Origin of the sequence: Streptomyces sp. AA4 (assembly GCF_000158875.1) — a bacterium.
Lineage (GTDB): Bacteria > Actinomycetota > Actinomycetes > Mycobacteriales > Pseudonocardiaceae > Amycolatopsis.
This window is the reverse complement of the sequence record NZ_GG657746.1, coordinates 4,334,842-4,353,619: the sequence shown is the minus strand read 5'-3', so window position 1 is coordinate 4,353,619 and position 18,778 is coordinate 4,334,842. Positions and strand designations below refer to the sequence as shown.

Genomic DNA, 18,778 nt, shown 5'->3' with positions numbered 1-18,778 from the left:
CGGGGAGGGGTTCCGGCCGCCGTCCGGCGGATCCGCGTTTCCCTGGCCCTGCACCGATTCACCTGCCGCGCCGATCGGCCCGCGGCACCGGATCGCGTCGCCGCGCCGACTCGCTCGCGGCTCCGGCGGAATCGGTCCAGTGCCGAGCCGGACGGGTCCGGCCGCGCCGGTTCGCCGAACACTTCCTCGTCGCACCACGGGCGCCCCGACGGCGTCGGCCACCTTCCGTGCGCGGGATCTCGCCTCGCCGACAAACCACGCGCGATGCCGAGGTCCGTGAAGGGCTCCTTGAGGGAATCAGATTCCCTGAAGGAGCCCTTCACGGACTTCCGCGGGAGCGAAGCGCACCGGTGCTCCGCTGCGAATTCGCCGCATTGCCGAGAAAACCCCGAGGCGGCGTTCGGTGCGCGGGACGCGCCGAACGCCGCATCGAGGCGGCGCACCCGCCGGATCCCCGGCACGCGAACCCCGGCCCGCGCCCTCCCGCGCCCGAACCCCGCCCAGCACAACCGCGGCCCCGCCTTTCACCCCGCCAGGACAAACCTCGCGATCCCGTCCGCTCTAGGCTGGCCGCGTGACCACGGTCCCCGACGAGCCCCCGGCCGAGCCCTCCCTGTGGCGGCAGGCGCTCACCATCCCCAACCTGCTGTCGCTGCTGCGGCTGGCGGGCGTCCCGGTGTTCCTCTGGCTGCTGCTCGGCCCGAAAGAGGACGGCTGGGCGCTCGCCCTGCTGATCTTCTCCGCGCTCACCGACTGGCTCGACGGCAAGCTCGCCCGCTGGCTCGACCAGATGTCGCGGCTCGGGCAGCTGCTCGACCCCGCCGCGGACCGGCTCTACATCCTCGCCACGCTCGTCGCGTTCCTGATCCGCGACATCATCCCGTGGTGGGTCGTCGTCCCGCTGGTGCTGCGCGAGCTGGTGCTCGGCGTGTGCGTGCTCCTGCTGCGCCGCGGCGGGTTCGCGCCGCCCGAGGTGACCTACATCGGCAAGGGCGCGACCTTCGTCCTCATGTACGCCTTCCCGTTCCTGCTGCTCACGCAGGGCGGCTCGGACGTCGCCGCGGTCGCGCGGCCGATCGCCTACGCGTTCATGGTGTGGGGCGGCGTCCTGTATGTCTGGTCCGGCGCGCTCTACGTCGTGCAGGCGGCTCGCGCGCTGCGCACCCGGTGATGGAAGATTGTCGGCACCATCGCGAGCACAGCCAGCACCAGGAAGGGGAGCGGCGTTGACCACTCCGGAAGAACTGCGCTACACCGAGGAGCACGAGTGGGTCGCGACCCGCGAGGGTTCGCTCGTGCGGGTGGGCATCACCGAATACGCGCAGGACCAGCTCGGCGACGTCGTGTTCGTCGACCTGCCCGAGGTCGGCAAGCAGGTCGGGGCGGGCGACCCGTTCGGCGAGGTCGAGTCCACGAAGAGCGTCTCGGAGCTGTTCGCGCCGGTCGACGGCGAGATCGTCGCGGTCAACTCCGCGGTCTCCGATTCGCCGGAGCTCATCAACTCCGACCCCTACGGCGAGGGCTGGCTCGTGGAGATCCGGCTCGACGACCCGGCCGGGCTCGAGGCGCTGCTCGAGGCCGAGGCGTACCAGGCGCTCATCAAGGGCTGAGCCGCCCGGCCCGGCGCCCGGAGCCGCAAGGGGAGCCCGAGGGTTCCGGGCCGGTCGGGCACGGTACGTTGACAGCTGCACGTTCTTGGTCGATGACAACACTTCATGCGTAGAGGAGAGCTCAGGTGAGCACGAACGACGGGCCCGGCGTTCCCCCGGAGCAGTCTCCGGAGCGGACCTCTGTCTTCCGGGCCGATTTCCTGGCCGACATGGAAGGCCAGCAGGAGTCCGCGCCGGCCGCCGAGGCACCGGTGCAGGGCGTCGACGCCCTCCCGCCGGGTTCCGCCCTCCTGGTCGTGAAGCGCGGGCCCAACGCGGGCTCCCGCTTCCTGCTCGACCGCGACACCACCAGCGCGGGACGGCACCCCGACAGCGACATCTTCCTCGACGACGTCACGGTTTCCCGCCGCCACGCGGAATTCCGGCGCGAGGGCGGGGAGTTCGTCGTGATCGACGTCGGCAGCCTGAACGGCACCTACGTCAACCGCGAGCCGGTCGACCAGGCCGTCCTCGCCGGCGGCGACGAGGTGCAGATCGGCAAGTTCCGCCTGGTCTTCCTGACCGGCCCGGGGCACGGGGGCCAGGGGGCGCAGTGACGGCGGCCGGGCAGCCCGGTCGTCAGGAGGCCCGGCGGGACGGGTTGAGCATCGGGGCGGTGCTCGCGCAGCTGCGCGGGGACTTCCCCGACGTCACGATCTCCAAGATCCGTTTCCTCGAGGCGGAAGGCCTGGTCCGCCCGGGCCGCACGCCCTCGGGGTACCGGCAGTTCTCGTCGGCGGACGTGGAACGCCTGCGGTACGTATTGTCCGCGCAGCGCGACCACTATCTCCCGCTCAAGGTCATCAAGGAGCAGCTCGACGCGGCCGACGCGGGCGCGCAACCGCCCGCGCCGGTCCCGTCGGCGCCCCAGCTGCCGCGGCGGCTCGTGCCGCTCGGCGACGGGAGCGATCCGGCGGGACTGCCCGCGGCGGCGGACTTCGAGACCGGGCCGGACACCCGGCTCACCCAGGAAGACCTGCTGGAGCAGGCGGGCATCGACGACGCGATGCTCGCCGAGCTCTGCCAGTACGGCCTGCTGCGCCCCGGCGCGGCGGGTTTTTTCGGCCCGGAGTCGGTGCTCATCGCGCGCACCGTCAAAGCGATGACCGAATTCGGGCTCGAACCGCGGCACCTGCGCGCGTTCCGCGCCGCGGCCGACCGCGAGGTCGGCCTGCTGGAGCAGATCGTGACCCCGGCGTACCGGCATCGTGACGCGGACGCGAAGGCGCGCGCCGACGAGGTAGTGCGCGAACTGGCCGCGTTGTCGGTCACGCTGCACACCCTGCTCGTCAAGGCCGGGATCCGCGGCGTCGCCGGCGATTGACCCGGATGCCCGGGACGCGGATTTCGTCACGTGTCAATGACTGAATCTCAGCGCCGGGATGCCGTACCGTGAGAGACGGTTCGCGAGACCACGAACCGAGAATGTCCGCTGCGAGCGAGCACAGCGCCCGGATGACGGGTAGCGTCGGAGACAACGGTCGTCAGCCGTCGCGAGCGCTGCGGCCCGTGTGCACGAGAGGGAGGCGAAGCCCGATGAGCGAGATGCGCGTCGTCGGCGTGCGGGTCGAACTGCCCGCGAATCAGCCGATCTTGTTGCTGCGGGAGACCGAGGGCGAGCGGTACCTGCCGATCTGGATCGGCTCGGTCGAAGCCACCGCGATCGCCCTGGAACAGCAAGGCGTCCGCCCCGCCCGGCCGCTGACCCACGACCTGCTCAAAGAGGTCATCGGCGCGCTCGGCCGCGAGCTCGAGCAGGTCGTGATCACCGACCTCAAGGAAGGCACGTTCTTCGCCGAGCTGGTCTTCGACGGCGACATCCGGGTCTCGGCCCGCCCGAGCGATTCGGTCGCGCTGGCGCTGCGGATCGGCGTTCCGATCCACGCCGTCGACGCGGTGCTCGAGGAGGCCGGGCTGATCATCCCGGACGAGCAGGAGGACGAGGTCGAGAAGTTCCGCGAGTTCCTCGACTCCGTGTCCCCGGAAGACTTCCGCGGCGCCGACACCTGATCTCCGGGCGCCCGGTCACCGCGCGGTGGCGCGGGCGAACAGGTCGGCCAGTTCCCGGCCGTAGCGGTCCAGGTCGATCGACGGATCGGCGGCGTAGGCGGCCGCGACCCCGTCGATGGCCTGCGCGATGGACAGCGCCACGATCTCCGGAGCGATGTCCCCGAACGCCCCTTCCTTGCGGCCTTGTTCCAGCTGCCGCTGCAGCGCGCCGGTGCGCAGCTGCCCGACCATCACGCCGGTCATCGCCCAGCCGTCGCGGTCGTCGGCGTGCGCGGCCATCTCGACCAGCACCCGCTCGCATTGCGGATAGTCGCGCAGGAACGCGACCGACGTTTCGATGTACGCGCGCAGGTTCCCCGGCCGGTCCGCCGGGTCGACGCCCGCGCTGCGCTCGCGCAGGTATTCCGATTTGGTCTCGGACACCGTGCTCAGCACCGCCTGCATGAGGCCGGCCTTGTTGGTGAAGTGGTACGAGATCAGCCGCGTGCTGCTGAGCCCGGCCCGCTCCTTGATGCGCGCGAAGGTGGTGCGCGCGTACCCGTGGTCGGCGATCGTGGCGATGGTCGCGCCGATGATCTGCGCCCGGGTGGTGGCCTCGGTGACGCTGAGGCCGAGTTCGGCTTGCGTGTCGATGTTTACCTGCATGAGTAAGAAGTTACTCGGCCGAGTAAAAAAGGGCAATCCCGTACGGCGAACGGGCCAAAGCCTCGACACGCGCTTGAGGCACGCCGCGCGTCGCGTTGACCGGGTCGCGGCGCAGCCTTACCGTCAAAGGCGGTAAATCGCCACGATGTGATTCGCCGACCCGGCGCGCTCGTGGCAGTTTTCCCCGGCCGATCCCGATCCTGGGCTCGACCGGCCTGTCGAACGCCCCGCCGCGAGGCCGGGCGAGGGGAGGCTTGCGGTGGTCGAGGCTGGTCGTCCGGAGATACCCGCCGGACCTGTCGCCGACGGCGAGCAGGGCGAGCTGTTCCCCGACGCCTCGCTGCCCGACGAGCTGGTCGGCTACCGCGGTCCCGCGGCCTGCCAGATCGCCGGGATCACCTACCGCCAGCTGGACTACTGGGCGCGCACGAAGCTGGTCGCGCCCAGCATCCGGACGGCGCACGGCTCGGGGTCGCAGCGGCTCTACTCGTTCAAGGACATCCTGGTCCTCAAGGTGGTGAAACGCCTGCTGGACACCGGGGTCTCGCTGCAGAACATCCGCGTCGCGGTGGACCACCTGCGCGTGCGCGGGGTGCGCGACCTGGCGAAGGTCACGCTGTTCTCCGACGGCACCACGGTGTACGAGTGCACGTCGCCGGAGGAGATCGTGGATCTGCTCCAGGGCGGCCAGGGCGTGTTCGGCATCGCGGTCAGCGGGGCGATGCAGGAGATCAGCGGCACGATCCACGAGTTCCCGGCCGAGCGCGCCGACGGCGGACTGGTCGAGGCCGTCGTGCCGGACGAGCTGACCCAGCGCCGCAACGCCCGCCGCACGGGCTGATCTTCGTCCGCGCTAGACTGGGCGCGCGATCGACGAACCCGCGCGGGAGAGACCGGACCGGCATCCCCGGTCCGGCGCCGAAGGAGCAAGTCCTCCCCGGAACCTCTCAGGCACCCTGGACCGCGCGGACGAGACGCCTCTGGAAAGCGCATCGGCAGGAGACCACCAGCCGGTGCCGCCGACGGTGCAAACCCGGCTATCCACGCGGGTGAAACTCTCAGGCGCCCCGTGGGGTACGGACAGAGTGGGGAGGGCCACGCCTGTGTTGCGGCGTGGCGGTTTCGCCGGATGAGGTTCAGACCTCCCGGGTGGTCTGAACCTCGGGTCTGTGGTCAAGACCACAGCCTCCGGCGTCCGCAGCGGGTCAGCCCGGAATCTTGTCCAGGAACCCGTGCACCTTGGCGATCCGGCCGTCGGCGATCTCGATCACGTCGAACCCGATCGCGATCGGGTCGTCGTTGCCCGGAGCCGAGAGATGCCACTGGAATCGCGCGAGGTCGTGGTGCGCGTCCGGGTCCGCGGGCAGGCTGAAGACGAGTCCGGCGAACTGCTGCTGCGCGCCGCCGATGAACCCGTCGATCTCGTCCTGCCCGGCGACCGCGCCGAGCGGGTCGGTGTAGGTCGCGCCGGGGGCGAACACCTCCGAGACGAGCCGGCGCCGCTGCTGCGGGTCGGTCTCGTTCCAGACGTCGAGGTACCGGCGGGCGAGGTCGGTCGCGGCGGGTGCGGTGGTGGTCATGTCGGGGTTCTCCTTGTGTCGTCCCGTTTTCGGTAGAGCCAAGCTTGTCGCAGCAACGGCGGCCGGTCGATTACGCGGGAGGTAATCGGTTCGCCGTGCTAAACCGGGGCATGGACTACGGCCGCCTGGCGATCGACAGGCAACTCGAGAAATTCCGCGAGACGGTGACGCGCAACGACCTGGTGCCCGAAGTGCTGGCACGGGCGGCGGACCTGGCTCTTCCCAGCTGGTATCTGACCGCGGGATGCCTGTGTCAGACCGTGTGGAACGCGGCGACCGGACGCCCGCCCGCCGACGGGATCAAGGACTACGACCTGTTCTACTTCGACGACTCGGATCTCAGCTGGGAAGCGGAGGACGCGGTCATCGCCGAGGGCGCCCGGCGATTCGGGGATCTCCCGGTGACAGTGGAAATCCGCAACGAGGCACGGGTGCACCTCTGGTACGAGGACCGTTTCGGCGTGCCTTGCGTGCCGTACTCGTCCACCGAGGCGGCGATCGACTCGTTCCCGTCCACGACGTCCTGCCTGGGGGTCCGCCTGGACGAGGCAGGGGAGTGGCAGGTCTACGCGCCGCACGGGTTCGCGGACGTGTTCAACCTCGTCGTGCGGCCCAATCCCGGGCACGCGCCGCGGAGCAGTTACGAGGCGAAAGCCCGGCGGTGGCGGGAACAATGGCCGGAGCTGACCGTCCTGCCTTGGCCCGGTTGACGGGTGGCCCGAGATCGGTGTACTTTCGATACGAAACGGTAGCGTATCGGAAGTGGGCCAGCATGCCGGAGCCAGTCGTGGGCAGGCCGCGGGATGCCAGCAGGGACGCGGCGATTCACGAGGCGGCCTTGGCGCTGCTGGCCGAGGTGGGCTACGACCAGCTGTCCATCGAGGCGATCGCGGCGCGGGCGGGCGTGGCCAAGACGACGATTTACCGGCGGTACCGCGACAAAGCGGCTCTCGTCGCGGCGGCGGTCGAGCAGCGGCAGGCCTCGGCTCCGCCCGAGGCCCGGTCCGGGGGATTGCGGGAGAACCTGCTGGCCGTCGTGCGGTGGCTGGCGCGCGAGATCGCCGAGCAGGAGATCGGACTGCTCGGCGCGCTCTTCGCGGGGATGCGCAGCGATCCCCGGCTCGCCGACGAGATGCGCCGGATCCTGCGCCGGGACCAGGCGGCGATGACGGATCGCTTGCCGTGCAACGCATTGGCGCCTGGCGCGGCCGAGTTGTTCGCCGAGGTCGCGCCGGGAGTGATCGTGCATCGGATCGTCTTCGCCGGGGAGCCGTGCGACGACCGGTTCCTGCGGCATCTCGTGGACGACATCCTCCTGCCGTTGCTGAAGGGAGAACGGACATGATCGTGATCACGGGGGCGACCGGTGCGCTCAACGGGGCGACTGTGGAGCACTTGCTCAAGCGCGTTCCGGCGGAGGAAATCGGCGTCAGCGTGCGGGACCCCGCCAAGGCGCAGCACTTCGCGGACCGAGGTGTGCGGGTGCGGCAGGGGTCCTATGAGGATCCCGCGGCGCTGCGGAAATCGTTTGAGGGGGCCGAAAAAGTACTGTTGGTTTCTTCGAGCGACCCGCATGCGGACGGCGTCGGCCTGCATCGGGCGGGCATCGAGGCGGCTGCAGCGGCTGGAGCGCAACGGATTCTGTACACCAGTCATCAGAATTCCCGGATGGACACTCCGTTTCCGCCGGGTCCGGAGCACGCGGCGACCGAACGGATTCTCGCCGAGTCCGGGGTCGCGTGGACGGCGCTGCGCAACGGGTTTTACGCGCACAGCATCGGTTGGCTGCTCGGGAACTGGCGCGAGGACGGGGTGCTCAAGGCTCCGGCGGACGGCCCGGTTTCCTGGACTGACCGGGCGGATGTCGCGGAAGCGGCGGCGGTGGTTCTCGCCGGGGAAAGGGAGTTCGACGGTCCGGTGACGCTGACCGCCCGGCAGGCGGTGACGTTCGACGACGTGGCCGAGCTTGCCTCGCGGGTCAGCGGGCGTGCGGTGCGGCGCGTCGTGGTGGACGACGAGGAGTGGATCGCGGGCGAGCCGGAGGAGGTGGGCCGGATGAAGCTGTCGATGTTCGAGGCAGCCCGGCAAGGGCACTTCGCGGAGACGAGTCCGGTGCTGGCTGAGCTGCTCGGCCGCGAACCGCGCGGCGTCACGCTCTAGAGCCGAAGAACTCCCGGCAAAAGGCGCGGAACGTTTACGCCCGCCGGGTCAGCCGCGCGCCCTCCGCGCGGGCCAGCACGACCGGCGTCGTCGGGACCCGCTCGCGCAGCGGACGGACGGCGAACGGCGTGCCCTCAACGGAAAGTTCCAATGGCGGCCGCTGCACCGAGAGCGTGTAACCCAGCCCCCGGGCGACCAGGGCACGCGCGAGTTCGAAGCTCGTCGTGCGGTGCGCGACCGGCATCGGCAGTCCGACCGCGGCGAAAACGTCCCGGAAATAGCGCTCCGAAGGCGGGACGTCCAGCAGGACGAACGGCTCGTCGGCCAAGGCGCGCAAGGAAACCGTCTTGCGGCGGGCCAGCGGATGGTCCGGTGGAAGGAGCACGCTCGGCGGCTGGTCGTACAGCTTGTCCACCGCGATCCCGGGCACGAGGTCCTGCCGGTACAGGACGGCGAGGTCGCAGCGGCCCTCCAGCAGGAGGTGCTGCAGGTCCGGCAGCGTGCCTTCGACAAAGGAGACGTCGACTTCCGGGTGCTGCGTGCGGAAAGTCGCCAGTGCGGCGGGCACGTGCAGCGGCGCGAGCGGGGTGTAGCAGCCGAAAGTCAAGCGACCGGCGAGGTCTTGGCCGTAGTCGCGGGCGGCGGTGCCGAGCTCGGCGACCGAGGTGAGCACCGCGCGGGCTTCGCCGACGACCTGGCGGCCGGCGTCGGTCAGCGCGGTCGTACGGCCGGGGCCGCGGAGGATGAGCTGCACGCCCAAAGTCCGTTCCAGCGAAGCGATCGCGAGCGAAACCGCCGACTGCGACACGTGGCAGCTTTCCGCGGCCGAGGTGAGGCCGCCGGTGTCCGCGACGGCGACCAGGTACTCGAGCTGGCGCAACGAGGGAGACATCAGTCCAGCTTATGTCCTTCACCAGAAATGTGAACTGGACCGATGTCCCTCGGCACGGCAGGGTCGGGGCATGACCCGGCACCAGCACCCGTTCGTCCCCTACGCGCCGCCGCGGCTGTCCCCGGAGGAAAGCCTCGCGCGCGGGCAGGAGCTGTACCGGCTGCTCGACCGGCGCCGGTCGGTCCGCTGGTTCTCCCCGGACCCGGTGCCGCTCGAGGCGATCGAAACCGCGGTGCGGATCGCGAACACCGCGCCGAGCGGGGCGCACCACCAGCCGTGGACGTTCGTCGCGACTGCGGACCCGGACGTCAAGCGCGCGGTGCGCGAGGCCGCCGAGGTCGAGGAGCGGAAGTTCTACCGGGAGCGCAACGCGCCGGACTGGCACGCGGCGCTCGCCCGGCTCGAAACCGACGAGCACAAGGAGTTCCTGGAAGTCGCGCCGTGGCTGGTGGTCGCGTTCGCGCAGAAGAGCACGCCGCTGCCGGACGGTTCGCTGCGGAAGAACTACTACGTCAACGAAAGCGTCGGCATCGCGTGCGGCATGTTCATCACCGCGCTGCACACGATGGGGCTGGCGACGCTCACCCACACGCCGAACCCGATGGGCTTCCTCAACGAGGTCTTCGCGCGCCCGGCGACCGAACGGCCGTACATCCTGTTCCCGGTCGGTTATCCCGCGCCGGACTGCGAGGTACCCGACCTCGAACGCAAACCGCTCGCCGAGGCGCTGGTGGTGCACGCGCCGTTACCTCGGGGGTAATGGTCCCGCGCCCGGCGAAGCCGTAGCGTCGCAGGAGTGACGACTACGGTGAAGGCCCCGGTGGGCGAGCTGCTCCGGGAATGGCGCGACCGCCGCCGCATCAGCCAGCTCGACCTCGCGATCTCGGCGGACATCTCGACGCGCCACCTGAGTTTCGTGGAAACCGGCCGGTCCAAGCCGAGCCGGGACATGGTGCTGCGGCTCGGCGAGCACCTCGACATCCCGCTGCGCGAACGCAACCGCCTGCTGCTCGCCGCGGGCTACGCGCCGGCCTACGGCGAGTCCGACCTCGGCGCGCCGGAAATGGCCGTGGTCCGCGAGGCCGTCCGGCGGCTGCTCGCCGGGCACGACCCGTACCCGGCGGCGGTGGTCGACCGCGGCTGGAACCTCGTCGACGCCAACCTCAGCCTCGGCGTGCTCACCGAGGGCGTCGCGCCGTCGCTGCTGACCGGTCCGGTGAACGTGCTGCGCGCGACGCTGCACCCGGACGGGATGGCGCCGCGGGTGGTGAACCTGGGGGAGTGGCGGGCGCATCTGCTGGGCCGGTTGCGCCGTCAGGTCGAACAGACGGCGGACGCCGGGCTCGCGGAGCTGCTGGAGGAATTGCGCGGATATCCGTGCGACGACGAGGTTCCGGAGGTGGAGATCCCCGGTCCGGGCGACATCTTCGTGCCGCTGCGCTACCGGCACGAGGACCGGGAGCTGACGTTCTTCAGCACGGTCGCGACGTTCGGGACCCCGCTGGACGTGACGGTCGCCGAGCTGGTGATCGAGTCGTTCTATCCGGCCGATCCGGCGACGGCGGCGTTCCTGCGCGAGCGCGGGACGGGCTGAGCGCGGCTACGATCGGGGCCATGCGGGCGTTCGTGGTGACCGGGCCGGGGGAGGCCGGGCCGGCCGAGGTGCCGGAGCCGGAAGCCGGGGTCGGCGAGGTCGTGGTCGAGGTGGAGCGGGCCGGGGTGTGCGGCACCGACGTCGAGTTCTTCACCGGCGAGATGCAGTACCTCGCCGACGGGCACGCCCGGTACCCGATGCGGCTCGGCCACGAATGGTGCGGCCGGGTGGCGGAAGCCGGCCCGGGCGTGCATCCGGCGTGGGTCGGCCGCCGCGTCACCGGGGACACGATGCTCGGGTGCGGGGACTGCCGCCGGTGCCGGGGCGGGCACCAGCACGTCTGCGCGGACCGGCAGGAGGTCGGCATCCGCGGCGGCCGGGCCGGAGCGCTCGCCGAACGCCTCGCGGTGCCGGTGCGCTCGCTGCACGAGCTGCCGGACGCGCTGGATCCCGTCGCGGGAGCGCTGGTCGAACCGGGCGGCAACGCGTGCCGGGCGGCGCGCGCGGCCGCGGGCGAGCGGGTGCTGGTTCTCGGCCCGGGGACGATCGGGTTGCTCACCGCGCTGTTCCTCCGCGCCGCGGGCAGCGAGGTGCATCTGGTGGGCGCGACGCCGTGGTCCGTGGAATTCGCGCGCGGCTTGGGTTTTTCCGCCGGGACGAGCGTTCCGGATCCGCCGTTCGACGCGGTGGTCGACGCGACCGGCGATCGCTCCGCTCCCGCGCTCGCGGCCGAGGTCGTCGAACCGGCGGGGCGGATCGTGTGCATCGGGCTCGCGGGACAGCCGAGCCTGCTGGACACGCGGTTGCTGGCGCTGAAGGACGTCACCGCGATCGGCGTGCTGAGCGGGTCGCCGGGCTTGGCGCAGGCGATCGACGCGTACGCCTCCGGCGAGGTGGATCCGCGGCCGCTGGTGGCGGCGACCGTCGGGCTGGGCGAGGTCGCCGCGGTGCTCGGCGGCGAGCGGCCGCCGGGGCCGCCGAAGATCCACGTCGACCCGCGGCGATAACCAGGTTGCTCGCCGGGCGCGAAAACGAGAGGGTCGGGGCATGACTGCCGACCTGACTTTCCGCCAGCCGACCGAAAACGACCACGCGCGCGTGCTCGCCGCGCTGGGACCGTGGTGGGGCGGGCTGAAGGGCGAAGCCGGGGCGAGGGAGCGGGCGTTGCTGGTGCCGCGCCTGTACTTCCAGCACTTCACCACCACGAGCCGCCTGGCGGAGCGGCCGGACGGGACGCTGGCGGCGTTCCTGATCGGGTTCGTCTCGCAGACCGACCCGGAGACCGCCTACATCCACTTCGTCGGCGTCGATCCGGAGCTGCACGGGCAGGGAATCGGCCGCTCGTTGTACGAATGGTTCTTCGCGCGGGTGCGGGAATCGGGCGTGCGGAAGGTCAAGTGCATCACCAGCCCGCAGAACACCGCTTCGCGCGCGTACCACGCCCGCCTCGGGTTCGAGGTCTCCGACGTGCTTCCGGACTACGACGGGCCGGGCCTGGACCGGGTCGCGTTCACGCGCAGCCTGGCCGCCTGACCCGCGGCCCGGTCCTTCGGAGAGCCTCAGCGAGCTTCGATGACGGTCCGGAACTGCTCGGCGGCCCGCTCGACCTTCTTCTGCGGGTCGGCCAGCAGCGACGCGACCGCCTCGCCCAGTTTGCCCGCCGGGGGCCGGTATTCGAGCGAGATCTCCACGCCGGTGCGGCTGCCGCCCTTGTCCTCGAACCGGACGACGCCGGAGTTGCGCACGTCCGGATCGGCGTCGTCCACCGTGGTCCAGGCGATCGTGCGGGGCGGCGCGTCCTCGACGATCCGGGCCTCCCATTCCACTGTGGACCCCGCCGGTCCGCTGACCTTCCACCGGGTGCGCGTCCCGTCGCCGTCCAGGGCTTCGACCGACTGGACGTCGGAGAACAGTTCCGGCAGCCGGGTCAGCGGACGCCACCAGTCGTAGCACGCCTGCGCGGGAGCGTTGACCTCGACGTAATGCGCTGCAGCAGCCATGGGCACCTTTCCTCGGAGTTCAGCGAGTCTTGCCGAACCCTCGGGCTACCCGGCTCCGCGGCCGGGCAAACCGGCTCCGGCGGTTACGAGATTTCCTTGCGGGGCTTCGGAACGAGGACGGTGCGGGTCACCCGTCGCGGTCGGCCGGGGAATCCTCCGGGAGCTTCCCGGCCGGGCTGCGCCGCGGGTACTGGCCGCGGGCGCGTTCGACGGCGGTGCCCGCGACGCCGAGGACGATCAGGCCGATCCCGAGACCGAGATGCAGCCAGTCGTCGGCGTGGTCGAGGGGGACGAAGTTCGCCGCGCTGTGCTTGTCGATCGCCGCGCCGTAGATCCACAGCAGGAGGTAGACGAGGCCGCCGAGCATCAGGAACATGCGGGCGGCGGTATGCGTGCGGGCGCAGGCGAATCCCGCGACGGCGAAGAGCAGATGGACCAGGTTGTGCAGCACGGAAACGCCGAAAACGCCGAACAGCGCGGCGCCGGAATGCGGGCCGGCGAACCGGAGTTCGCCGTAATGGGCGGTCACGCCCGGCAGGAAGCCGAGCACCCCGACGACGAGAAAGGCCGCCGCGGCGAGCAGGGCCGCGGTCTGGACCGGCCGCCGCCGGGAAGCGGCGGCCTCGTGCTGGTTCATGGGTTTGCCCTTTCTTCGGGGAGACGGGTGGCCCGGCTACCCGGCGGCGAACGGGGCAAACGGCCTTCGCTCGCGGCTGCCGCCGGGTCAGTGCCGGGCGAACGCCTCCTCGCCGGCCCGCAGCCGCGCCGGTTCCAGCAGGGAACGTTGCCGGTCCGCGCGCAGGAGCAGGGCGTCGAAGTCCACGTCGGCCAGCCGTTCGCCGAGGTTCGCCGCGTCCCGCAGCGTGGTCCAGAGGATCTTCTTGCCCTCGATGCCCATGGCCAGCGCCTCGAGTTCCCAGAACCGGCTCAGCGGCGAGTACGACGCGATCCTGCCGTTCGGTTTGAACCGTCCCAGCCGCTCGGCCGCGACGGCGAGCCCGGCCTTGACCGGATTCGCGCGGACCGGCACCGCCCGCATGACTCCGCGGAAAGCGGCCACGTCTTCCGCGATCGCCGACGCCACCTCCCGCAGCGGCGTCTCGAATTCGGTGCCCCGGTTGTTGCGGGCGGCCCGGCGGGCCAGCTCGCGCCAGGCCAGTCCCATGGCCAGCTGGTCGTTGAGGTAGATCCCGAGCAACGTCTCCATGCGGGTGGGGATACCCGGCCCGGCCGCGGGCAACCGGGGGCCGGGCAGCCATCGGTCCACAATGGACCGCCGCGGACTCCGCCGGAAAGACGACGTTTCGCCGGGCCGGTGCCGGGTACCAGGGCGGAATGCCTGTTCAAGCTGCGGTGACGGCCAAGTTCGGCGGGGACGTGCCGACCGTGCGCGAGGTCGAGCGCCCCGATCCGGAGGAGATCTTGGTCACTCGCGAGCGGCGCGGGCCGGAGCGGACGCCGGTCTTCGGACGCGACCGGGTCCGGCGGCTCGGCCAGGTGCGCGAACGGCTCGATTCCGGGCGCGGGCGGGGAAAACCGGGCTCGGCCTCGCGTCGGCGGCGATGTGGTCGCCGGTAGGTTCCGCGCAGGACGTTTGGGCAGGTCGGCGGGCCTGTCGCACCATACGGCCGGACTGCCCGCCCGGCCGCTGGGTTAGCCTTGGCCGGCAAGGTCAACCGAGCCGTCCGGCGGACGGCAGAGGTGAGGTAGAGATCGTGATGCCCGCGGAGAAGCCGTTGTTTCCGGCGGGGTGTCTGTGATGTACGCGGATCAGGCGTTCATGCACCCAGCGCTCTTCTATCGGAGCGCCGCCGAGTTCACCTCCGGCGTGGTCTCCTTCGTCCGCGACGGGCTGGAGGCGGACGAACCGGTCGCGGTCGCCGCGCCGCCGGAGCACGTGAGCCTGGTCAGGGCCGAACTGGGGGCCGACGCCGGGCGCGTGCTGCTGGTCGACATGACCGAGGCGGGCCGCAATCCGGGCCGGATCATCCCGGGCGTGCTGCGCGCGTTCGCCGACGGGCATCCGGACCGGCACGTGCGGATCGTCGGGGAGCCGATCTGGGCGGGCCGGTCGGCCGCGGAGTATCCGGCGTGCGCGCAGCACGAAGCGTTGATCAACCTGGCGTTCGAGGGCCGCTGGGCGACCATCCTCTGCCCGTACGACGCCGAAGCGCTGGGCGCCACCGAACTGGCCGACGCACTCCGGACGCATCCCTGGCTGATCGACGGCACGGGGGAGTGGCGATCGAGCAGCGACTACGCGCCCGACGCCGTGGTCGCCGACTACAACCGCGAACTTCCGCCCCCGCCCGGAGCCCGGTCCTTCGTCGTCGCGGAACCCGACCTCGTCGACCTCCGCCTGATCACCGCCGAGACCGCGCGGCGGCACGGCCTCCCCGAGGACCGGGTCGAGGACGCGGTGATGGCGGTGTCCGAACTGGCGGTCAACAGCGTCGAGCACGGCAGCGGCGCCGCGGTGGTGCGGCTGGGTTTCGCGGACGGCGAGCTGGTCTGCCAGGTCCGGGACGAGGGGTGGCTGGCGGATCCGATGGCCGGTCGCGTCCCGGCTTCCCCGGACCAGGTGCGCGGGCGGGGGCTGCTGCTGGTGAACCATCTCGCGGACCTGGTGCGGATGCATTCGGATCCGTCCGGGTCGACGGTGGAGGCGAGGTTCGCCGCCGGGTGAAGGCGTCCGGCGGGCGCGTTTTAGGCTGGCGGGCGAGGAGAACCTATTCGTCGGGCAGGAGAGTGCGAAAGTGACCGCGGCAGCTGGCGACATCGAGAAGGCGGCCGGGGTGCTGCGCGCCGGGGGCCTCGTGGCCTTCCCGACCGAGACGGTCTACGGCCTGGGCGCCGACGCCTCCGATCCGGCCGCGGTTTCCCGCATCTACCAGGCGAAGGGCCGCCCGTCCACGCATCCGCTGATCGTGCACCTCGCCGGGGCCGGGTTCCTCGACGGCTGGGTCGAGAAGCTGCCCGAACCGGCACGGCTGCTGGCCGAGCGGTTCTGGCCGGGGCCGCTGACCCTGGTGCTGCGGCGCGGCCCCCGGGTGTCGTCGGCGGCGACTGGCGGCCTCGAGACGGTCGGGGTGCGCGTGCCGGACCATCCGGTCGCGCTGGCGCTGCTGTCGGCGTTCGGCGGCGGCGCGGCGGCCCCGTCGGCGAACCGGTTCGGCTCGGTCAGCCCGACCACCGCCGAGCACGTCCGCGCGGAGCTGGGCGACGCCGTCGACTTCGTGCTGGACGGCGGCCCCTGCCAGGTCGGCGTCGAGTCCACCATTGTTGACGCGACCAGCGACACCCTCAGCGTGTTGCGGCCCGGCGGCGTGCCCCGGGAAGACCTGGAAGCGGTGCTCGGCGGCCCTCTCGACGTGCCGTCCACGAGCCCGATCCGGGTTCCCGGCCAGCATCCGTCGCATTACGCGCCGCGGGCGAAGGTCGTTCTCGTCGAGCCGGACCAGGTGGTCGCGGAAGCGGCGCACGCGCGGAAACTCGGGCACCGGGTGGGGGTTTTCCTGCCGCCTTCCCAGAACGGCGGAGCCCCGGAGGCGCACGCGGTGGTGGCGGTTCCGGAATCGACGGCCGAGTACGCGCGCGGCCTTTACGGCTTCCTGCGCGAGCTGGACCGGCAGGGGTGCGACCTGATCGTCGCGTCGCTTCCGGAGGAGACCGGCTTGGGCCTGGCGATCGCGAACCGGCTGCGCCGCGCCGCGGGGCCTCGTTCCTGAACGGTCCACAGTAGACAGTTCGGCAGCTCCCGCACGGCCGGTTCCGGCGTGCCCTGATCCGGCCCAAGATCGTGCCGGGTAGGCTTTTCGCCCGGTGCGTTAAGCAGGCAGCGTCCACCATCCCCTGGCCGCGGCGCACCCTGCGCCCGGTCCGGCCCGCTCCTAGGAGTGCGTGTGGCGACCGCCGAGTGCCGAGCATCCCGTCCAGCCCAGCCCGACCAGGGCGTCTTCGCGCGAAGCGGGGTCGTGCGGCTGCCGTGACGGACCTGAAGATCACCCCTCGGCAGCTCGGGGATGCCGTGGTGCTGACCTTGCCGGACCGGCTCGCGACGACTCACGCGGCCGAAATCGCCGACGCCCTGCACGCGGCGGGCCGTGCGGTCTCGCCGGGCACGCGGGTGGTGGTCGACCTGCGGGGCATGCGGCCGTTGACCGCCCTGCTGGCCCGGGCACTGGTCTCGTTCGCCCGTGACCGCGACTGCGTGCTGCTGGCGGCGCCGGACGAGGCCACGACGGCGATGCTGGACAGCGCCGACCCCGGCGCAGCCGTCCGGCGGTCCGCGTCGCTGGCGGAGGCGCTGGCCCGGTCCGGGGACGTCCGGCAGCCGTTGGCGGCGAGCGGCGCGGTGCGGTCGCTCGCCTTCGACAGCGACGATCTCGGCCGCATCGAGGCGTTCCTGAGCAGCGCGTACGCGCCGACGCGGATCGGCAGCGACACCGGCCGCGCGAGCACGCACATCCGCAGGCACGCGGTGGACGGGCTGATGACCGACCGGCTCGAGCTGTCCTTCGAGATGAGCTACGCCGTCGAGCCGCTGGGCGCGATCTGCCTGTGCGACGTCGAAGCGGGCAGGATCGAGGATCATCGCGCGGACGGCCGGCGGGAAACGGAGACGTTCGGCCCCGGGGACCTGGTGACCTTCTCGGCCGCGGACCGGCCCTGCACCGGCCGGATCGCGCGCGCCAAGTACAGCGTCACCCTGTTCGACCCGATCCTGCTGAGCGAGGCGGCGGGTGTCGACCGGCCGGTGCGGCTGCTCGACCGCCGGCCGGTCGACGCCAGCGCCGCCCAGCACCTGCGGGCCGCGGCCGCGCATCTGCGCGACGACGTCCTCGGCGTGCCCGGGGTCGGGGAGAATCCGCTGGCCGTGGCGACGGCGGCGCGCTACTTCGCCGTGGCCGTGCTGAACGCGTTCCCGCACACGGCGTCCGCCGAACGGCCCGGGGACGGGCTCGACGCCCATTCGCGGACGCTTCGCCGCGCGATCTCGTTCATCGAGGCCAATCTCGACCGTTCCGTCGAGATCGGGGAGATCGCCGCGGCGGCCCGCGTTTCGGCCCGCGCGGTGCAGCTGGCCTTCCGCAGGCACCTCGGCACCACGCCGATGGCGTACCTGCGCCGGGCCCGGCTGGACCGCGCCCGAGCGGAACTGCGCGCCGCCCAGCCGGAGGAGGACACCGTCGCCCGGATCGCCGCGCGCTGGGGCTACGCGCCGAGCGTCTTCGCCGCCCACTACCGCGCTGCCTACGGCGAGTCGCCGTCGGCGACGCTGCAGCGGGACACCGCCGAGCACGTTCGTTTCCCTGGCAGCCGGAACTTCGTTCGCACCGCCATCGCGCTGCGAAGCGAACCCGGTGCGGCGGAACGGGAGTGCGGCCGCGCCTCGGCGAAAAGCGGACTGGTGCTGCCCGGCGACCGGGCCAAGACGGACGCCGCGGGCCGGTTCGAGGCGCTGAGCAGGATGCTGCTGTCCGCCACCTCGGTCGCGGACGTGCTGCGCCAGGTCGTCGAAGCGACGGCGGCGGCGATCGCCGGTGCGGACTGGGTCAGCGTGACGGTGCTGGGCTCCGACGGCCGCTTCTCCACCGCCGCGCGGACCGCGAAGACCGCCGCCGAACTGGACCGGATCCAGTACCGGAGCGGGGACGGCCCCTGCGTCGAGGCAGCCCGCGCGGACGGCCCGAGCTGCGTCGCCAGCGCGGATCTGACGGCCGAGGCGCGGTGGCCGCGGTTCACCGCCGCCGCACGCGAACTCGGTTGCCGGGCGGCGTTTTCCACCCAGCTCCCGGCGGCTCCCGGCCTGGACCGCGCGGCGGGTTCGCTGACGATTTACTCCCGCCGCCCGGACAGCCTGGCCGAGACCGACCGCCGCGTCGCGCTGCTGCTGGCGACGCACGCGTCGCTCGCGCTGGCGAACACGCACCTGCGGAAGGCGGCCGAGCTGCGCCGCGCGGAGTTCCGGCGGGCCGTCGACAGCCGGGACGTCATCGGCCAGGCGAAGGGGATCCTGATGAACCGGGAGGGCCTGAGCGCGGACGAGGCGTTCGACCTGCTGCGCCGGACGTCCCAGGACCTGAACGTGAAACTGGTGGAGGTGGCCCGCACTCTCACCGACCGGCACGGCGAACTCGACCAGGACTGATCGCGGATCCGGTGGCGGCCGAGCCGTATCCGGCTGGTTTCGGTCGCGATCGCCCCGGAACCGGCCGCCGCTTGCCGCAGGTTTCGCCGGCGTTCCG

At 71.9% G+C, this 18,778-nt stretch carries 23 protein-coding genes and 1 riboswitch; of the genes, 17 read left to right on the top strand and 6 right to left on the bottom strand.

The genetic code is table 11. The features are described from left to right. The first annotated feature begins 574 nt into the window (after positions 1-574). The 5 genes from SSMG_RS20010 (at position 575) to SSMG_RS19990 (ending at position 3,659) form a co-directional block, all read left to right on the top strand. Positions 575-1,171 (top strand): CDP-alcohol phosphatidyltransferase family protein, encoded by a 597-nt coding sequence (locus SSMG_RS20010; protein ID WP_009078863.1) that lies wholly within the window; start codon positions 575-577, stop codon positions 1,169-1,171. Between the two features lie 55 nt (positions 1,172-1,226). Next, positions 1,227-1,610 carry a glycine cleavage system protein GcvH gene (gene gcvH, locus SSMG_RS20005; protein WP_009078861.1) on the top strand — a complete coding sequence of 128 codons (384 nt, stop codon included), beginning with the start codon at positions 1,227-1,229 and terminating at the stop codon, positions 1,608-1,610. A gap of 125 nt (positions 1,611-1,735) precedes the next feature. Next, on the top strand, positions 1,736-2,206 hold the full coding sequence (gene garA / locus SSMG_RS20000; protein WP_009078859.1) for a glycogen accumulation regulator GarA: 471 nt from the start codon (positions 1,736-1,738) through the stop codon (positions 2,204-2,206). Next, positions 2,203-2,973 (top strand): MerR family transcriptional regulator, encoded by a 771-nt coding sequence (locus SSMG_RS19995; RefSeq protein ID WP_009078858.1) that lies wholly within the window; start codon positions 2,203-2,205, stop codon positions 2,971-2,973. The genes garA and SSMG_RS19995 overlap by 4 nt, the downstream gene beginning before the upstream one ends. Before the next feature lie 212 nt (positions 2,974-3,185). Continuing rightward, positions 3,186-3,659 carry a bifunctional nuclease family protein gene (locus SSMG_RS19990; protein ID WP_009078856.1) on the top strand — a complete coding sequence of 158 codons (474 nt, stop codon included), beginning with the start codon at positions 3,186-3,188 and terminating at the stop codon, positions 3,657-3,659. Between the two features lie 15 nt (positions 3,660-3,674). On the opposite strand, the gene SSMG_RS19985 is transcribed toward SSMG_RS19990, so the two are convergent. Then, complete coding sequence (locus SSMG_RS19985; RefSeq protein WP_037714272.1) at positions 3,675-4,304, bottom strand: TetR/AcrR family transcriptional regulator; 630 nt, start codon at positions 4,302-4,304, stop codon at positions 3,675-3,677. A gap of 322 nt (positions 4,305-4,626) precedes the next feature. Here SSMG_RS19985 and SSMG_RS19980 point away from each other — a divergent pair, with 322 nt between their 5' ends. Continuing rightward, positions 4,627-5,145 carry a MerR family transcriptional regulator gene (locus SSMG_RS19980; protein WP_220506671.1) on the top strand — a complete coding sequence of 173 codons (519 nt, stop codon included), beginning with the start codon at positions 4,627-4,629 and terminating at the stop codon, positions 5,143-5,145. A gap of 33 nt (positions 5,146-5,178) precedes the next feature. Further along, positions 5,179-5,278: riboswitch (glycine riboswitch) on the top strand. Between the two features lie 231 nt (positions 5,279-5,509). On the opposite strand, the gene SSMG_RS19975 is transcribed toward SSMG_RS19980, so the two are convergent. After that, positions 5,510-5,884: a nuclear transport factor 2 family protein gene (locus tag SSMG_RS19975; RefSeq protein WP_009078851.1), complete on the bottom strand. Its 375-nt coding sequence runs from the start codon at positions 5,882-5,884 to the stop codon at positions 5,510-5,512. A 110-nt stretch (positions 5,885-5,994) separates the two neighbouring features. On the opposite strand from SSMG_RS19975, the gene SSMG_RS19970 reads away from it, so the two are divergent. The 3 genes from SSMG_RS19970 to SSMG_RS19960 all read left to right on the top strand — a co-directional run bounded on the left by SSMG_RS19970 (position 5,995) and on the right by SSMG_RS19960 (position 8,044). Continuing rightward, on the top strand, positions 5,995-6,594 hold the full coding sequence (locus SSMG_RS19970) for a nucleotidyltransferase family protein (protein WP_009078848.1): 600 nt from the start codon (positions 5,995-5,997) through the stop codon (positions 6,592-6,594). Positions 6,595-6,656: 62 nt separating this feature from the next. After that, positions 6,657-7,229 carry a TetR/AcrR family transcriptional regulator gene (locus tag SSMG_RS19965; protein ID WP_009078846.1) on the top strand — a complete coding sequence of 191 codons (573 nt, stop codon included), beginning with the start codon at positions 6,657-6,659 and terminating at the stop codon, positions 7,227-7,229. Then, positions 7,226-8,044: an NmrA family NAD(P)-binding protein gene (locus SSMG_RS19960; protein WP_009078843.1), complete on the top strand. Its 819-nt coding sequence runs from the start codon at positions 7,226-7,228 to the stop codon at positions 8,042-8,044. Before SSMG_RS19965 ends, SSMG_RS19960 begins: the two co-directional genes overlap by 4 nt. Before the next feature lie 34 nt (positions 8,045-8,078). On the opposite strand, the gene SSMG_RS19955 is transcribed toward SSMG_RS19960, so the two are convergent. After that, a complete protein-coding gene (locus tag SSMG_RS19955; protein WP_009078841.1) occupies positions 8,079-8,936 on the bottom strand; it encodes a LysR family transcriptional regulator in 858 nt (285 codons plus the stop codon). A 70-nt stretch (positions 8,937-9,006) separates the two neighbouring features. Here SSMG_RS19955 and SSMG_RS19950 point away from each other — a divergent pair, with 70 nt between their 5' ends. Genes SSMG_RS19950 through SSMG_RS19935 form a run of 4 tightly spaced genes read left to right on the top strand, consistent with a single transcriptional unit; the run spans position 9,007 to position 12,063 of the window. Further along, positions 9,007-9,696: a nitroreductase family protein gene (locus SSMG_RS19950; RefSeq protein ID WP_009078840.1), complete on the top strand. Its 690-nt coding sequence runs from the start codon at positions 9,007-9,009 to the stop codon at positions 9,694-9,696. A 36-nt stretch (positions 9,697-9,732) separates the two neighbouring features. Further along, entirely contained in the window at positions 9,733-10,530 is a 798-nt protein-coding gene (locus SSMG_RS19945; protein ID WP_009078839.1) for a helix-turn-helix domain-containing protein, read from the top strand. Between the two features lie 20 nt (positions 10,531-10,550). Next, positions 10,551-11,537 (top strand): zinc-binding dehydrogenase, encoded by a 987-nt coding sequence (locus SSMG_RS19940; protein ID WP_037714270.1) that lies wholly within the window; start codon positions 10,551-10,553, stop codon positions 11,535-11,537. 40 nt (positions 11,538-11,577) lie between these two features. Further along, complete coding sequence (locus SSMG_RS19935; protein WP_009078837.1) at positions 11,578-12,063, top strand: GNAT family N-acetyltransferase; 486 nt, start codon at positions 11,578-11,580, stop codon at positions 12,061-12,063. 26 nt (positions 12,064-12,089) lie between these two features. On the opposite strand, the gene SSMG_RS19930 is transcribed toward SSMG_RS19935, so the two are convergent. From SSMG_RS19930 to SSMG_RS19920, 3 genes are all read right to left on the bottom strand, one after another. Continuing rightward, the gene (locus SSMG_RS19930) at positions 12,090-12,530 is read right to left on the bottom strand and encodes an SRPBCC family protein (RefSeq protein WP_009078836.1); all 441 of its coding nucleotides are present in this window, start codon (positions 12,528-12,530) and stop codon (positions 12,090-12,092) included. A 127-nt stretch (positions 12,531-12,657) separates the two neighbouring features. Next, complete coding sequence (locus tag SSMG_RS19925) at positions 12,658-13,167, bottom strand: DUF4383 domain-containing protein (RefSeq protein ID WP_009078835.1); 510 nt, start codon at positions 13,165-13,167, stop codon at positions 12,658-12,660. A gap of 87 nt (positions 13,168-13,254) precedes the next feature. Next, complete coding sequence (locus SSMG_RS19920; protein WP_037714268.1) at positions 13,255-13,737, bottom strand: hypothetical protein; 483 nt, start codon at positions 13,735-13,737, stop codon at positions 13,255-13,257. Positions 13,738-13,865: 128 nt separating this feature from the next. On the opposite strand from SSMG_RS19920, the gene SSMG_RS19915 reads away from it, so the two are divergent. The 4 genes from SSMG_RS19915 to SSMG_RS47035 all read left to right on the top strand — a co-directional run bounded on the left by SSMG_RS19915 (position 13,866) and on the right by SSMG_RS47035 (position 18,681). After that, on the top strand, positions 13,866-14,108 hold the full coding sequence (locus SSMG_RS19915; protein WP_009078833.1) for a hypothetical protein: 243 nt from the start codon (positions 13,866-13,868) through the stop codon (positions 14,106-14,108). A 181-nt stretch (positions 14,109-14,289) separates the two neighbouring features. Beyond that, complete coding sequence (locus SSMG_RS19910; protein ID WP_037714262.1) at positions 14,290-15,216, top strand: sensor histidine kinase; 927 nt, start codon at positions 14,290-14,292, stop codon at positions 15,214-15,216. Between the two features lie 70 nt (positions 15,217-15,286). Next, the gene (locus tag SSMG_RS19905; protein ID WP_037714260.1) at positions 15,287-16,258 is read left to right on the top strand and encodes an L-threonylcarbamoyladenylate synthase; all 972 of its coding nucleotides are present in this window, start codon (positions 15,287-15,289) and stop codon (positions 16,256-16,258) included. Between the two features lie 257 nt (positions 16,259-16,515). Next, complete coding sequence (locus SSMG_RS47035) at positions 16,516-18,681, top strand: ANTAR domain-containing protein (protein WP_234392856.1); 2,166 nt, start codon at positions 16,516-16,518, stop codon at positions 18,679-18,681. Positions 18,682-18,778: the final 97 nt, after the last annotated feature.